This window comes from Clostridium carboxidivorans P7, assembly GCF_001038625.1.
Lineage (GTDB): Bacteria > Bacillota > Clostridia > Clostridiales > Clostridiaceae > Clostridium_AM > Clostridium_AM carboxidivorans.
On record NZ_CP011803.1, the window covers coordinates 561,111 to 577,277 of the forward strand.

Here is a 16,167-nt window from a genome sequence, read left to right on the forward strand (position 1 = left end):
TTAATTAAAATAATCATGTTAAGAATTATAAGTGTATATACACATTGTAATACTTTAATAAAATTATTACAATAGTATAGGATTAACTTACATTAAGCAGTATATGCAATTAAGCTAATTATATAAAAAAATTAAAGTTAGGTGGATAAAGAGTGATTGAAGAGACATTAAAAAAAGAGTTTTGCTATTTAAGGGATAGAATTATTGAAAAGCGCTATAGATATCTTGACTTAATGCAGAGAGAAGCGGTTTTGAGTAATGAAAATAATTATGTTGTTATTGCTTGTCCTGGAGCGGGTAAAACTCAAGTTATTATTAATAGAATTGATTATTTGTGTACATTCGGTCCTATATATAAAACAAATTATGTTCCTCATTCCTTGCAACTAGGGGATTTGGAACTCATGAGGGAATATTTAAATAATGATAGCTCTGGGAAAAATACAATAATCATAAATAGGATAATACATATTATAAATGATTTGAGTATCAACCCTAATAATATGGTAGTAATAACTTTTACTAAAGCAGCTGCTGTAAACATGAAAAAAAGGTATATAAATATGACTGGCAGTAAAAGGACACCTTTTTTTGGAACCTTCCACGGGCTTTTTTATAAAATACTCATAAGGCATATAGGGAGAATTAATATAATAGATAGTTCAAAATCTTATAGAATAATAAATGAAGTTTTAATATCCTTTTTAGATTCAGTGGGAGACGAAAAAGTAAAGGAAGTAATAAATAATATATCTCTTTTTAAAAATAGTAAACAGGAATTAGAATATTTTAAGCCAAGCATAGATAAAGATATTTTCATAAAGTGCTTTAGGGTATATGAAGAATATAAAGAAGAAAATCAACTTATGGATTTTGATGATATTCAATTAAATGCACAAAAACTATTTTTAGAAAATCCACAGCTCTTAGAAGCATATAAAAAACTTTTTAAATACTTATTGGTGGATGAATTTCAAGATTGTGATGGCTTGCAAATAGAACTTTTACAGATGCTTGGGGAGAATAGTTCTATTTTTGCAGTAGGAGATGAGGATCAATGTATTTATGGTTTTAGAGGCTCAAGACCAGATTGCATGGTGAATTTTAACGAATATTTTAAAAATGGAAAAAAGATATTTTTACAGACTAATTATAGAAGTAATGAAAATATAGTAGATATTTCAAAAAAAATAATAGTAGGTAATAAAAATAGAAATAGTAAAATCATAGAAGCAAATAAGAAAACTAAAGGTATTATAAATTTTTTTAATTTGAGTGATGAAAGACAACAAGCATTAAGCATATGTAAGACAATAGAAAACTTGTGTGAAGATAACTCATATAATTTAGAAGACTTTGCAGTATTGTATAGAACTAATTTAGAAAATAGGAGTATTGTAGACCTTATGCTAAAAAAGGAAATACCTTTTAAAATACTGGATAAGCAGTATAATTTTTTTGAACATTTTGTATGTAGAGACTTAATAGCTTATTTAAAGTTATCCTTAGATATCACTGATAAAGAAAGTTTTGGAAGAGTAATTAATAAACCTTTTAGATACGTAAGTAAGGTTCATATTGAAAAAGTCAAAAAGAATATAAATAAAGAAAGTTGTTTTAAAATTTTAATGGAAATAGAGGATTTACCTATTTTTCAAATTAAAAATTTGGAAAGGTTGGAAAATGACATATTGAAATTAAATAAAATGAGTTTAAGAGATGCTTTAAATTTTATAACAAAGGATTTAGGTTATTATGATTATATTAATGAATACAGTGAAAGATTAAAAATGGAAAGTAGAGAACTCAAGGATGTAATAGAAGAATTTAAAGCCTCTGCTTCTGATTATGGCAGCATAATTCCATTTTTAGCACATATAGAAGATGTGGAGGAAAAGCTTAAAAATAAATCAAAAGAAGATAGTGGAGTCATATTAAGTACCATACATGGTGTAAAGGGAATGGAATTTAAAAATGTATTTATTATAAATTGCAATGAAGGGGTAATACCGCATATAAATAGCATTCCTAAAAATGTTGAAGAGGAAAGAAGGTTGTTTTATGTAGGTGTTACAAGAGCTATAGATAATTTAACTTTATATAGTACTAATATGTTTAAAGGAAAATCAGCACATATGTCAAGATTTATTGAAGAATCAGGGGTTTATAAGAGTATCAGAGAAGAGAGTACAGAAAAGCTAAAGGGAATGTTTAATATAGGTGATGAAATTACACATAAAACTTTTGGCAAAGGAAAAATAGTATCCTATGAAGGAAGTTATATAAATATTAGGTTTCATAATTCTATAGAAAGAAAATTTGATGCTTATGTGTTAAAAAATAGTGATTTGCTTGATTTATAGCATTAATCTTGTTCATAGAATCATATTATAATATAGGTGGTGATATATATATTAATTTATTGGAGGCAACATAATGACAAATTTGGAACTATTAGTTGAATCTATTAGAGAAGCCCAAAGAGGAAGATTTCTACATTATGATAATCCAAAAAATACTGATGAAAAAATAGTAATAGATATTGATACTAATGTTGTAAATATGGTAACAGTAAAAGATGAAATGGTTGATTCATGCACCTGTAAAGAAGTGAAGCCATGTAAACATATGGTGATAGTATCAATTAAATTCAAAATTGATATGAGAATATAATATATAGTTATTTGAAAAGAAAAATTTATGAAGTTATTTTATTTTTTTACTGAAAAATGTGTATTGTAATATTTTAATAGTTTATCATAAGTGTTTACATAATCATTTAGTTTATAATAAATAAAATCCCCATCATCAACATGTATATTCTTATATAAAAAATAACCTCTTTGTGCTTTGAATGATTTTATGATAAAAATTCACAAAGAGGTTTATTTTAATATTTTATAAGATCTATACCATTTCACAGCTTATTTCAAGTTTAGCATACATTTTTTCTTGCTGCTTTGTTGTAAATTGAAAATATATTTCTGTGTTAGAAACAGATTTATGGCCAAGCCACCACTGAAGCTCTTTTATGTCCATACCAGATTCAGCTAGATGTACAGCTGTAGTATGCTTTAAAGAGTGAAAATGATACTTGGTTTTATCAGAAATATTTGCAAGGGAACAGTATTTTTTTATTAAATAGTCAAGAGTTTGCCTAGAAATAGGCTTATTTTGTTGGCTTACAAATAATGGACTTGATTCTGATAATATCCTATATTTAGCTATATATTTATCTAAAACACTTTTAGTTTTTATATCAAGTCTAATAGTGTTATTGCTGCTTCCTTTTAGTCTTTTACAATAAAGTTCACCTTTTGAAGCATTATAATCTTCTAATTTTATTAAAGCAATTTCAGATGCTCTTAACCCACATCTATATGCAACTCTAAAAATTGCTAAATCTCTAATTGAATGAATGCCTTGAAAAGATTCAATTGCATTAAAAAGTTTTGCTGCTTCATTTTGAGTAAAATATTTTATCCTATTCTCGGGGCTACTTGTCATTAAAATATCTCCTTTTTGTACAAAATTAAACAAAATAGATATTTTGTCAGATTGTTCATAAACCCAGCATTTTTAAAGTGCTGGGTTTAATTTTGTCTTAAATATTTATGCGGTAGCATATAAAAAGAGAATGTTATCCATAAATTGGTTAGTGAATTCTTTAAAAATTGCAAAAATAGGTGCGATAGCACCCTGGCTATCTTTTTCATATTCTGAACTGCTGCTGTTAACAAACATTGTTCAGAAACTTTTTTAATTCCACGCATGCGACAATAGCGCAGACCATGGAGATTTTTTGAATCTGCAAAGCTACGCTCGATAGTTTCTTTTCTTCTTTTATATAGCCATTTTCCTTTATCAGTCTTAGTAAATTTGATTACTTCATCCTTGTAATCTTCCCAGACATGGCGATAAACAACTTTTCTTTTGCTTTTATCTGATAAGCAATTTTCTTTTTTATTGCATTGGCTGCAGTACTCGATTTTACATACATATTCTCTATAACCATCACGGTTAGTAGTTCTATATTCTAATGCTCTTAAATCTGGACAATAATATACATCTTGTTCTTTAACATATTGGAATCTAAATTTAGTAAATTTACCTTTTACATGAGGACTACGTCTATAGCCCATAACTGCTTTTAGTTCTCGTTCAAATATTTGTTTACAAATATTATTAGTAGAATAACCAGCATCGGCTCCAACATATTTAGTTTGCAAATTAAACTTTTTAATTTGAACATCTAGTCTTTCTATATAAGGATCTACATCATTTATGTTACCAGGCGTTACATAAACATCTGTTATTATGTTATACTTTCCATCTACAGTTCTATGATCTAAATAAAAAAATCCTTTTGGTTTTCCATCCCTATGCATATAGCCACTATCAGGGTCTGTAGTACTGGTCTTAATTTCTTTAGTTTTTTCTATTTTATCTTTTTTTTTAGAGGTTGTTTTCCATGAGCTACTCTATCCTTATTAATGTCTTCTTCTAACTCATTAAAATAGTCTTTGGTTGATTGTGTAATTTGTTCTTTTGTAAACTTGTTTTTATTAGCGTTAGCTTTCAAATGTGTAGAATCTGTATATAGAATTTTACCATCTACCAATTTTTTATTTATTGCTTGAAATACAATATTATCGAAGATTTCTTGGTATATATTTGTATCCTTAAATCTTGTTATTCTATTTTGGCTTATAGTAGAATGACTTGGGATTTTATCTGTTAATGAAAATCCTAAAAACCAGCGATAAGCTACATTTACTTCAATTTCTTTCACGAGCTGTCGCTCTGATCTTATTGCAAATAAGTAACCTATAAATAACATTTTGAATAAAACTACTGGCTGAATTGCTGGTCGTCCATTATCAGGACAATAGAAGTCCTTAGTTAAATCTCTTATAAATGAAAAATCTATATATTTATCAATTTTCCTTAAGATATGATCTTTGGGAACTAAATTTTCTATATATACTAACTCTAATTGTTGCTGTGCAGAATTATTTTCTTTAATCATAATAGTTAACTCCTTAAAAAATCTGATATTATATTAATTCTACACAAAATCTTAAAATCCTTTTTGAATTAAAAAAAAGCCCTATCGGGCTAAAAATTTAAAAGGCTGCTGACAAAATATGTTTATCAACAGCCTGACAAAATAGATATTTTGTATAATTTATCATAATGTTAATACATTTTTACTTATAAATAATACAATATATATACATTAATACAAGAAACTACATTGACAAATCTATTAATTTATTTCATTTTATTCCATAATAATACACATTTTTCATAATAATTGGATTCACATCAATTTTATGTTATAATTAATTTGTACAAAATATCTATTTTGTTCTAATAAATAATATAGGTTAAAAAAAAAGATGTCAAAGGTAAAAAAAGTAATAATTTTATAGCTAATACTTAACAGGAATAAACTGTGAAAATTGATTGTAATAGAAGATATTGTTATAAATACGTAGGAAAGTGGTATTTTTCGCCAATTTAATACAAAATTTAAGTTATTTATAAAATATTCGATAAAATATTATGATTATCGAAAATTGAAAAGGAGAATTTTTATGTCAAAAATAGTTAGTAGTAATGATGTTGATTTAAATTTAATAGAGATAAAGGATGTTATTGATATTGATTTACTTCAAAGATTTCAGGATAATTTTGCAGAAAGCATGGATATTGCCAGTATAACCGTAGACATTAATGGAAAACCAGTAACTAAGCCAAGTTCTTATACAGATTTTTGTTTGAAGCTTACTCAATCTACTAAGTCAGGTGACGACAGGTGTGCTGAATCACATAGAAGAGGTGGTGAAGAAGCTGCAAGAACAGGAAGACCATATGTTTATACTTGTCATGCAGGATTAATTGATTTTGCTGCACCTATATTAGTGGAAGGAAGACAAATTGGAACAATTTTAGGTGGACAAATATTAACTTCTGCTCCAGATGAATCTAAGTTTAGAAAAACTGCAAATGAAATAGGAGTTAATGAAAATGGATATGTGGAAGCAGTAAATAAGGTAAAGGTTACTACTGAAAAAAGCGTAAGAGCAGCTGCAGAAGTACTGTATATAATTGCTAATGCTTTATCAAAAATAGGTTATGAAGAATTAAAGATTAGAAATATGTCCCAGGTGCTTTCAGAGAATTTTAGTCAGATTTCAGCTACTATGGAAGAATTATCAGCTTCTTCAGTTAATGTAACTAATAACCAACACGTTTTAAGTGAAGAAATAGTTAATGTAAAAAATATATCTTTGGAAATTAACACAATACTTGATTCAATAAAAAGCATAGCTGACCAAACAAAAATGCTGGGATTAAATGCAGCCATAGAAGCAGCTAGAGCAGGAGAAGTTGGAAGGGGTTTTGGAGTTGTTGCAACTGAAATAAGAAATTTATCTCAAAATTCTAAGGAAACAGCTTTAAAAATATCAGAACTTACAAGTAAGATAGAGAATTCTGTAGATAAAACTATGGAATCATCTGATTCTACATTGGAAAATACAGAGCAGCAATCTGCTGCAATTGAAGAAGTTACTGCAAGCTTACAAGAGATTACGGAATTTGTTGATGCATTAAATAAATTAGCAAGTTCTCATAAGTAAAATTAAAACATTAAGTTGCTCTTTATGAAAATGACATTCACTTTGAGTCAGGGTGAATGTCATTTTTGTATATAAATTTTTAAAATAGCATGTTGGATTTTTAGAGTATATTACAAGTTAGCTTAGTAAAACATAACATTTTACTTGTTGAAGTTGTAACGGTGTAAATTGTTTTTTAATATAATACAAAAAACACATTAAATACAAATGATGCAAGGGGATGTGAAAATTGAGAGATAAGTGTTTGAAAATGATAGTTGCCAGCTGTTTTAATATAAGATTGAATGATTTAGGAAGCATTATATTGAATTATAGATGTATGGAAGAAAGATTTAAAGAAAAGTTTTCAATAATTTTTATGGGAGATACTCATACAGATAAAATTTGTGAAGGGGAAGCAATAACAAACTTAGAAAAATACTCTCGTTTACTGGAAAAGGCAGCACAATGTGAAAATGTATTATGTATTATACATGGTGGAGATGGGACAAATAATGGAACTAAAGAAGGGTTAATGAAGTTTGTAAATAAAACTAAGGAGATACTATACGGAAATGCTGCACAGGAAGATTATATTCCTTTTTTTATGAATATTGGTAACCATGAATACACTAATTCTACAGTTAGCGAAATTAACTATATTGAATTAATAGGAAAAACAAATGAAATAATAAATTTAAGACCTCAAAGATTAAATATTATATTGCTAAATACAGGCTGTAAGTCCGATGGATTTTTTAATAAGCACAATTACTTTAAAAAGGAGCTTAATAAAATAGGTGAATATATAGATAAAGAAGGTCCATATATAAATTTTCTTATAGATATGCATATCCCGCCAAGTATAGGCAAATTACAGGATAAAGTTTTGAATAATAAAACATCACATTCTTTAAATTGCATGTTTACAAGTAATTTTAATGATTTTATGGATAAATATCATAATAGAATAATTGCTATAGTAACTCACCATCTTCATTGTTTTTATCAGGAAAACCCATGTATACCAGCTAGTAAATATAATGATAGGCCTTTTTATTTAACTGCTAGTGGTGGTCACTGCACCTTATGTGATAAAAAATCCTGCATTAGTGAATGTTTAAAGTTTGATTTTCAGTTGAAAGATGATTTAATTAATAAAGAGTTAAAGCTTATTAAGGTTAATAAGATAGCATTGTAAAAATAGTTATTGATATGAAAGTAGGGAATTGCTAAATAAGAATTTCAAAAAGTACTTGATAATTATGCAATATTAATTATCAAGTACTTTTGTATATCAAAACTAATCATTTTTAACAACACTTAAAATAAAGTTTGCAATATCTCTAGCAGCATTGGGATTATTATAATTCATTTGAGATCTTTTTATTTCATTTAATTTTTCTGCATTGTTTTTAAGTAAATCTTCTATAGTATCCTTCATTTTTTTTACATCTGTACATACTGCTGCTAGATTATAATCTTCAGCAAATTTTGGATTACCTTCTTCCTGGCCAGGTAAAGCACCAGTGATAATTAAAGGTGTATTACATGCTATGGATTCCATCATAACGTTTGGACTTCCTCTTGTAAAAGCAATATCAGAAGAAAACATTAATTCCTGTATGTTTTCCATGAATCCATAAATTTCAACCTTATCACCATACTTTTCTGATAAGGATTTGTTAAGTGAGTTTTTAAGCCTTGTGTTTCTACCTGCAATAATTCTAACAATGCAGTTAAAATTGTTAAGAAGAACTTCAGCTATTTTTCTCATATTTCCCACGCCTTCTCCACCACTCATTATTAAGCATTTTAAAGGATTATCTGTCTTATAATCACTATGTTCTCCATGATTATTAAATCTTGAACGTACAGGAAAACCTAAAACTTTTATTTTTTCTTCTGGAACACCAAACTCCATACATTTATCCTTTGCTTCTGTTGTTGGACTTATAGTATAATCAGCCCTAGGTTCTGCCCAAAGAGGATATATACTTACTAAGTCTGCTATTAAAGTAATAAATGGTATTTTGATTTTATTTTCTTCCAATACATTTATAACAGAACCATTGAAATTAGGGTGTACAGATAAAATTAAGTCAGGATGTACTTCTTCTATAAGCTTCATTAAATGATCTTTTATTATTAATTCAATAAATTCATTAACTAATACTGGTTTTAGTGTAGACATATTCCATACCAATTCCCATAAACTTTGAGATTTTCTTGTTATAGGACCATAAGATTTGCCTATCTTCAAAAGAGTATTACCACCTAATGAAAAGCCATCTACAACGTGAATGTTAACATCATTATTCTCAGAAAAAACTTCGCATAAGGATTCAGTTATGCTTTTATGTCCATGTCCTGTGTAATTAGAGGAAATAATAAGTATGTTTTTGGTCATAATAAATATCATTCCTTTCTTAAATAACATTCAGATATGTAAAAAACTTATTCTAAATTATATTGGGTGAAATAAAAAAACTTTTTATTTAATTATGTTACCTTAAAAATTAATTTTTTATGTAAATTTGGTAGAAACTATAGTTTAATAGATAACTATTTTGAATATGTATGAACTTATGAGAAGAGGTGAAGATTTACGAATAAGGAAAACTTAAAAATGATATATACCATATTTGTTTTTGTGGCTTTGGCTGCTTTTGATAATATTATTATAGGGTTATTTCCACCACTATTTTCTTCTATAGCTAAGGAATTAAATGTGAATTTATCTGCACTTGGAGTTGTTTCTGCTGTTAATATTCTAGTTACAGCATTTTCATCAATTTATTGGGGATATCTTTCAGGAAAATTTAAAAGAAAAGGACTTATTATTATAGGTACTATAATTTGGTCAATATCAGTATTTTTAACATCTATAAGCAGCAACTATTTACAACTTTTGATTTTTCAAATTTTTACTGGAATAGGACTTGGATGCATAGCATCAATTGGATTTAGTGTTTTAACAGATTATATTCCACACAAAAAGCGAGGTATGATTTTAAGCCTTTGGGGAATGTCTCAAGGTTTTGGTGGAATTGCAGGATCATTAATGGCTTCTCTTACTACTACTTATGCAGGATGGAGGAGACCCTTTAAGATTGTGAGTATAATAGGTTTTCTACTGATTATTTTATATCTTTTTATAAAGGAACCTGCATTAGGAGAAGCTGAACCTGAATTAAAGGAGCTTATTAAAGAAGGTTATGAATATAATTACAATATAGAATTTAATCATTTATATGAGCTGGCTTCAAAGCACAGCAATATCTTATTGTTTTTTCAAGGCTTTTTTATGAATATTACGACTGGAAGCTTAATATGGCTTCCAACGCTGTATATTTCAAAAATACAACACGAAGGATATGATAATAAAACAGCAATAATTGCTTCAGGTTTTCTTTTTGCTATATTTCAAATAGGTGGATTAACATCTTCGTATTTTGGTCACCTTGGAGATAAAGCACAAAGAAAGAATTATAAAGGAAGAGCTATATTAACTTCATTTTTTGTTTTTATTACTATGCCATTTTATATATTAATGTTTGTAATGCCAATGAAAAATTTATTATTGCCCGGGAATTATAATGCTTCTTTAATTTTTTTTAGTTTATTAAGAGAAATAGTTTTAAATCCATGGATTGCTGCAATGTTTATTTTATCTTTTTTTGCTTCAGCAGCACAATCTGCAAATACACCAAATTGGCTTGCTTTAATAACAGATGTCAATCTTCCAGAGCACAGAGGAACTTCCTTTAGTACAGCTAATCTTGCCAATAGTTTAGGAAGAACTCTAGGAAATGTTGGAGTTGGAACACTTTTAGCTGCTGTATCTAGATATTCAGGAGAACCTAATAACTATATAATTACTTTATCAATATTTCAATTATTTCTCATTCCCTCAGCTTTTTGCTATGTTAAGATGGCCAAGAGTAATGAAAAGGATATTAGTGAAGTTAAAGCAATTCTTTATAAACGATCAAAGTTAACATGATTTGGAATACTCTTTTGCTTGAAATGATTGTAATGAATTTATTTAAACTAAATGATATAATTTTCAATATATGGGTAAAAATTACGATGTGATTATAAAGTAATCATAGATTGATTTTAGGAATATAGTTTAAATAAACATTAACTAAAAAGTCAGCAAATGGGGGGAAGTATATATGAAAAATTTCAAAAGGTACCTAAAATTCTTATTTCCAATACTGTTTCTAATTGTGGTTTTATTTGGATGTGAAAGCATAAACATAAAAGCTGATGATGTACAACAATTTGATTTGAAAAGTAAGCTAATACCTTTAAAAACTACAAAAGCTGAAAATGGTTTTGATGACTTAAATAAGCTTCAAGAAATATTAAAAGATAAAAAAATTGTAGCAATGGGAGAAGCAACTCATGGTACTAAAGAATTTTTTGAAATGAAGCATCGTTTCTTTGAATTCTTGGTTGAAAAAATGGGATATAGAATTTTTGCTATAGAAGCTGAATCAGGTGGAGCTCAAGATGTTAATGATTATATACTTAATGGAACTGGAAACGCAAAGGATGCTGTTAAATCTATGAAATTTTGGACATGGTCAACAGAAGAAGTAGTTGATATGGTGGAATGGATGAGAATGTACAATAAAAATCCTCAGCATAAAAGAAAAATTAAATTTTATGGTTTTGATATGCAGTCTGCAGATAAAAACAGTACTAGAGTTTTAGATTATGTAAAAAAAGTTGATAACAATAATTTTCCTAAGTTCAAAGAAAAATTATCATATGTGAATAATCAAATGTATTCATTAAGTAGCGAAAGACTAAATGGCTTAGAAAAAGATACTGAAGAATTAAAAAGCATTTTTGAAAAAAATAAACAAAATTATGTTGAAAAGACCTCTATTAGTGAATATGAAAAAGTGTATCAGGATTTGAATATAATCATTCAATGTGTAAAATTTTCAAAAATAGCAAAAAACAAAGATGTAAGAGAACCAGTCACTGTTAGAGATTATTATATGGCACAAAATGTTAAGTGGATTTTAAATTATGAAAAACAATTTGGTAATGATAAAATTATGCTGTGGGCACATAATGGACATGTAACTAAAAAGTGTCCTATCTATAAATCAATGGGAGAAAATCTTAAGGATATGTTTAAAGATAATCTCTATTCAATAGGATTTGATTTTTATAAAGGCAGTTTTAGAGCAATACCTTGTAATAATACTGGAAAAACATTTGGTTATACAACAGCAAAATTCAAAGTGGATAAGTCAGCTTCAAATTCCTTTGCATACAGTTTTGAAAAAACAGGGATACCTTTGAGCTTTATGGATTTTAAGTCTGCTTCAGAGGATAAGGATATTGCAAGGTGGTTATCACAAAAACAGTTAACTCACAGCATTGGAGCTGTTTATAATGGAAATATTGAGCAATTTGTAATGCCTGAAGTACCAATAGAATCTTATGATGGATTGATATTTGTTAAGGAAACTTCAGCGGCTGTAGGTATTGAAGGGTATCAAACAGGTATAATTAATGGAGATACTATAACAGTTGTATATAGAAATATGTATAAGATTGTTGCAGGATCTGTTTTAATAATTATTTTAGTAATTGGCATGTATATATATAAGAATAAGAAAGCGTAGTTTTCATAATACTTTGTTGCTTAATTTATAAATTGTTATTGCATTAGAAAATAACTTTTTGGAAATTTAGTATATTCTACATCAGCAGAGTATGCCTTAAATTTTAAGCACTATAACTTATGATTAAGTATAATTTTTGCTTACTAAAATTACCTATAACAATGCAATTATGTGCGTACACTTGAAGTTTACTAGTTTGAATTTTAACTTTTATCATATATCATGGAGTAAAAGTTAAAATCCAAACTTCTACTGCAACTTACGTCGCAATGTACTCATTTTGCAAAACTTAAATCCACATTTTCTTTTTAAAGTATCTAATCATCAGTAATGTGATGATTACCACAATAACCCAAAAAAGACCATAACCATAAGGTAATTCTAGCTCTGGAATGTACTTGAAATTCATGCCATATACTCCAGCTAAGAATGTTATAGGAATAAAAATAGTTGATATTATGGTTAGAACCTTCATAACATCATTTGTCTTATTGCTTATACTGGAAAGATAGGTATCCAGCATACCAGACAGCATATCTCTATACACTTCTACGGTATCAATTATCTGTATGATATGATCATATACATCTCTTAAATATACAATAGTATTTTCAGTGAAATGGCAATTATCGCCTCTTATGAGTATACTTACAACTTCTCTTAAAGGCCATATGGAATTACGCAAAAAAAGCATTTCTCTTTTGAGATTGTGTATGCTTTTTAAAATTCCTTTTTCAGGTTTGTTTATTAGTTGATCTTCAACGGAATCTATTTTATTCCCAAAGTTTTCAAGCATGACAAAATAGCTGTCTACAATGGCATCTATTAAAGTATAGAGAAGGTAATCTGCTCCTAGTTTTCTTATATTTCCATTGGAAACTTTAATTCTATTTTTTATATTGTCAAAAACACCTATATCCCTTTCTTGAAAACTAATAATGCAATTGTCAATGAAAACGAAGCTTACCTGTTCAGACTTTATTTTCTTTAAATCTTTATTATAGGTAAGTACTTTCAATACAATAAATACATAATTATCGTAGTCATCAATTTTGGCTCTTTGGCCTGTATTTAATATGTCCTCAAGCAAGAGGGGATGAAGTTTAAATTGTCTTCCTATTTTTTCTATAATAGAAATGTCCTGAAGTCCTTCTATGTTTAACCATTTAACTTTTTCAGCATTAAAATGAGAAAAACACTTATCAATATTATTTGTATGCAGCATTTCTTCTGTTTCATTATCATACTGAATAAGTGTTATTTCTGACCTTTCCTTAAACTTGCTGCCAATATGCACAAGTGTTCCAGGGGCAGAGCCTACTTTCTTGGGATTAGTAACAATAAATCTGCTCATGTATTTTCACCACCATAATAACTAATAATTTAATTTTAACATTAAAAATTAAAATCTCAACTTTTGAAGAAAATTTTAGATTTTTCTTTCCGGTGTATGCCATATGGAAGTATTAACAGATTTATGTCTCAAAGCACTGGAAATAAAAAACTTATGTGTATAGCTGAAATTTATATTTGTAAACGATATCATAAAGAACAAGTATAAATAATACTGTCATTTATAAATTTAGTATATAAGCAGTTATGGTACAATTATAATCAGTGTTTTAGTTACGTTTTAAATTTTTTATTATATTTAAAAAAGGGAAAGGAATGATTATTATCATGGAAAACAAATCAAATATTCTTCCGTATATAACTGCATTGGCAATGAATTTTATTTTTGGATTAAGCTTTTTGTTTTCAAAGAGAGCATTAAGTGTAGCTGATCCTATAACGCTTCTTTCCTTTAGATTTTTAATTGCTTTTTTAGTTATGACATTGCTTATAGTTTTTAGGGTAATTAAGGTAAACTATAAGAATAAACCTATAAAGTGGCTTGTTATTCTTAGCTTCATTGAACCTGTAATTTATTTTATATTTGAAACCTATGGACTTCAAAGAACTGCATCTTCAGTAGGGGGGCTTATGATTGCTCTTATACCCATGGCGGTGACAATTTTAGCAGTGTATTTTTTAAATGAAAAGCCATCCATAAAGCAAACTATAAGTATAATGTTGTCTGTAGCTGGTGTAATCCTAATAGTTGTAATGGGAAGTTCGGATAAAAAGGAAAGTTCTATTTTAGGTGTGGTGTTATTATTAGGTGCAGTATTTTCAGCTGCGTTTTTTAATATAATATCAAGGAAGATATCAAGAAAATTTAATGCTATTGAAATAACATACTTTATGATGTTTTCAGGAGCTGTGTGCTTTAATGCAATTTCAATTGCTAATCTTTTAATAAATAAAAAGTTATCATATTATCTTCAACCATTAAGCAGTACAACATTTATAACCTCAGTATTATACCTTGGAATTTTATCATCTATAGTAGCATATTTTTTAGCTAATTATACACTTTCAAAAATGGAGGCTTCTAGATGTTCGGTGTTTGCAAATATATCAACTATTGTGTCTATTATAGCAGGAGTGATTGTATTGCATGAAAGCTTTTATTTTTATCATATTATTGGTGCAATAATGATATTAGTTGGGGTATGGGGGACAAATTATTATCATGAAAAAGCTGATTGATGTGAGTTAAAAGGAATAGATTAATGAATTTATTTATGTTAAATAAGGCACACTATTGTAGATAAATGTAGTTAAATTAAATTTAATGTTATATTTTATTGAGTAAATAGGTTTGACTTAAGCACAATATATGATATACTATATACATATATGTGAGAGTTAATTGTACGATTAGGAGGTATAATTTTATGGTAGCATTTAAAACTATGTGGAATGATGTATGCGGAAGTATTTCAAATAATAAAATTGAAGATATTGAGATATTAGAAGAATTTAAAAGCGGATTTGTAGTTAAAGATAAAGAAGATACTCATTTTGTAACTAAGGATGATTTTGTAGATTTTTGGTGTAATATGCTTTGTTTTAATAAAGTTGAAAAAGACAGTATCATAAAAGAAGAAAAACAAAAGTTAAAATATGTTTATGAAATTGTAAAAACACTACCTTATATAAATGAAAAAGAAGGTATACTAAGATTAAGCGAATAATTTTTTAGAGTTTGTATATGATTTTACCAATTAATCTATTAATATAGCTTAATTATTTAAATGTTGTATATAAATAATTAAAAATACTATTTAGTAACATTCCCATAAGCTTTGTTGTGTTTTTTAGTTATAGAACTAAAAAAACATAGCAAAGCTTATTAATCGTTATTTTAAAATTAATGAGCTTCACATAGAATAAAATTTATCATTTGTACCGTTGGTTACGGAATTAAGCTAAATATTATAATATACTTAAAACAGATAAAATAATATCAACAACTTAAGGATATTTTTTAGTGAAAGAAGGGAACTGTAATATGATGAATATTAATAATCTTGTGAGACAACATGAAGCAATACGTGAAAATGTAAAAACAATAGAAAGTTTAATTAACAAGAATAGTATAGAAAATGATTCTTTTGAAATATCTAAAAATATTAATTTACTAATAGGGGTATTAAAAGTTCATTTGCAATCAGAGGATAATTTCTTATATCCTGAATTATTAAATGGCGATGATGATAAGCTTAAAGATATGGCTAAACATTATATAGATGAAATGGGAAATATAAATGCAGAGCTTGAAAAATATAAAGCTGAATTTAATACTAAAACCAAAATTAATAACAATATTGAAAGTTTTAAAAATCACACAGCTGAAATTATAAAAGTGCTGAAAAATAGGCTAGATAAAGAAGATAAGCACTTATATCCACTTATAAAGTAACATAAATTGTTTATAAATGCTTTTTAAAATAGTGCTTTTTATATCATTTAAGGAAAAATATTTATGAAGTTTGTTTATA

The 16,167-nt window shown here is 27.4% G+C and carries 13 protein-coding genes; 9 read left to right on the top strand and 4 right to left on the bottom strand.

Going from position 1 to position 16,167, the window contains the following annotated elements; translation table 11 throughout:
- The first annotated feature begins 152 nt into the window (after nt 1-152).
- Nucleotides 153-2,363 (top strand): ATP-dependent helicase, encoded by a 2,211-nt coding sequence (locus Ccar_RS02445; RefSeq protein ID WP_007063435.1) that lies wholly within the window; start codon nt 153-155, stop codon nt 2,361-2,363.
- Between the two features lie 73 nt (nt 2,364-2,436).
- The gene (locus tag Ccar_RS02450; protein ID WP_007063434.1) at nt 2,437-2,673 is read left to right on the top strand and encodes a hypothetical protein; all 237 of its coding nucleotides are present in this window, start codon (nt 2,437-2,439) and stop codon (nt 2,671-2,673) included.
- A 234-nt stretch (nt 2,674-2,907) separates the two neighbouring features.
- Here Ccar_RS02450 and Ccar_RS02455 read toward each other — a convergent pair whose 3' ends face one another.
- Nucleotides 2,908-3,507, bottom strand: coding sequence for a tyrosine-type recombinase/integrase (locus Ccar_RS02455; RefSeq protein ID WP_007064424.1), 600 nt, complete (start codon nt 3,505-3,507; stop codon nt 2,908-2,910).
- A gap of 86 nt (nt 3,508-3,593) precedes the next feature.
- Nucleotides 3,594-5,029, bottom strand: a protein-coding gene (locus tag Ccar_RS02460) for an IS1182 family transposase (protein ID WP_416101003.1) whose coding sequence is annotated in 2 segments (ribosomal slippage) — nt 3,594-4,447 and nt 4,447-5,029 — 1,437 coding nt in all. Because the reading frame shifts where the segments join, the coding sequence is not laid out codon by codon here.
- 571 nt (nt 5,030-5,600) lie between these two features.
- Between Ccar_RS02460 and Ccar_RS02465 the strand changes: the two genes are divergently transcribed.
- Complete coding sequence (locus Ccar_RS02465) at nt 5,601-6,647, top strand: PocR ligand-binding domain-containing protein (RefSeq protein ID WP_007063900.1); 1,047 nt, start codon at nt 5,601-5,603, stop codon at nt 6,645-6,647.
- Nucleotides 6,648-6,876: 229 nt separating this feature from the next.
- Complete coding sequence (locus Ccar_RS02470) at nt 6,877-7,827, top strand: metallophosphoesterase family protein (RefSeq protein ID WP_007063899.1); 951 nt, start codon at nt 6,877-6,879, stop codon at nt 7,825-7,827.
- Between the two features lie 102 nt (nt 7,828-7,929).
- On the opposite strand, the gene Ccar_RS02475 is transcribed toward Ccar_RS02470, so the two are convergent.
- Entirely contained in the window at nt 7,930-9,036 is a 1,107-nt protein-coding gene (locus Ccar_RS02475) for an MGDG synthase family glycosyltransferase (RefSeq protein ID WP_007063898.1), read from the bottom strand.
- 219 nt (nt 9,037-9,255) lie between these two features.
- On the opposite strand from Ccar_RS02475, the gene Ccar_RS02480 reads away from it, so the two are divergent.
- On the top strand, nt 9,256-10,632 hold the full coding sequence (locus tag Ccar_RS02480; RefSeq protein ID WP_007063897.1) for an MFS transporter: 1,377 nt from the start codon (nt 9,256-9,258) through the stop codon (nt 10,630-10,632).
- A gap of 175 nt (nt 10,633-10,807) precedes the next feature.
- Nucleotides 10,808-12,280, top strand: a complete 1,473-nt coding sequence (locus tag Ccar_RS02485) for an erythromycin esterase family protein (RefSeq protein ID WP_007063896.1) — start codon at nt 10,808-10,810, stop codon at nt 12,278-12,280.
- A gap of 289 nt (nt 12,281-12,569) precedes the next feature.
- Here the strand turns inward: Ccar_RS02485 and corA are convergent, their stop codons facing one another.
- A complete protein-coding gene (gene corA / locus Ccar_RS02490) occupies nt 12,570-13,634 on the bottom strand; it encodes a magnesium/cobalt transporter CorA (RefSeq protein ID WP_007063895.1) in 1,065 nt (354 codons plus the stop codon).
- Between the two features lie 326 nt (nt 13,635-13,960).
- Here corA and Ccar_RS02495 point away from each other — a divergent pair, with 326 nt between their 5' ends.
- The 3 genes from Ccar_RS02495 to Ccar_RS02505 all read left to right on the top strand — a co-directional run bounded on the left by Ccar_RS02495 (nt 13,961) and on the right by Ccar_RS02505 (nt 16,088).
- Nucleotides 13,961-14,872, top strand: coding sequence for a DMT family transporter (locus Ccar_RS02495; protein WP_007063894.1), 912 nt, complete (start codon nt 13,961-13,963; stop codon nt 14,870-14,872).
- Between the two features lie 188 nt (nt 14,873-15,060).
- Nucleotides 15,061-15,360 (top strand): hypothetical protein, encoded by a 300-nt coding sequence (locus tag Ccar_RS02500; RefSeq protein WP_007063893.1) that lies wholly within the window; start codon nt 15,061-15,063, stop codon nt 15,358-15,360.
- Nucleotides 15,361-15,677: 317 nt separating this feature from the next.
- A complete protein-coding gene (locus Ccar_RS02505; RefSeq protein ID WP_007063892.1) occupies nt 15,678-16,088 on the top strand; it encodes a hemerythrin domain-containing protein in 411 nt (136 codons plus the stop codon).
- Nucleotides 16,089-16,167 lie beyond the last annotated feature (79 nt).

Coding starts and splice junctions, on each gene's coding strand:
- Ccar_RS02455 (WP_007064424.1), bottom strand. CDS start 3,507: ATGACAAGTAGCCCCGAGAATAGGATAAAATATTTTACTCAAAATGAA.
- Ccar_RS02480 (WP_007063897.1), top strand. CDS start 9,256: ATGATATATACCATATTTGTTTTTGTGGCTTTGGCTGCTTTTGATAAT.
- Ccar_RS02465 (WP_007063900.1), top strand. CDS start 5,601: ATGTCAAAAATAGTTAGTAGTAATGATGTTGATTTAAATTTAATAGAG.
- Ccar_RS02450 (WP_007063434.1), top strand. CDS start 2,437: ATGACAAATTTGGAACTATTAGTTGAATCTATTAGAGAAGCCCAAAGA.
- Ccar_RS02495 (WP_007063894.1), top strand. CDS start 13,961: ATGGAAAACAAATCAAATATTCTTCCGTATATAACTGCATTGGCAATG.
- Ccar_RS02485 (WP_007063896.1), top strand. CDS start 10,808: ATGAAAAATTTCAAAAGGTACCTAAAATTCTTATTTCCAATACTGTTT.
- Ccar_RS02475 (WP_007063898.1), bottom strand. CDS start 9,036: ATGACCAAAAACATACTTATTATTTCCTCTAATTACACAGGACATGGA.
- Ccar_RS02500 (WP_007063893.1), top strand. CDS start 15,061: ATGGTAGCATTTAAAACTATGTGGAATGATGTATGCGGAAGTATTTCA.
- corA (WP_007063895.1), bottom strand. CDS start 13,634: ATGAGCAGATTTATTGTTACTAATCCCAAGAAAGTAGGCTCTGCCCCT.
- Ccar_RS02505 (WP_007063892.1), top strand. CDS start 15,678: ATGATGAATATTAATAATCTTGTGAGACAACATGAAGCAATACGTGAA.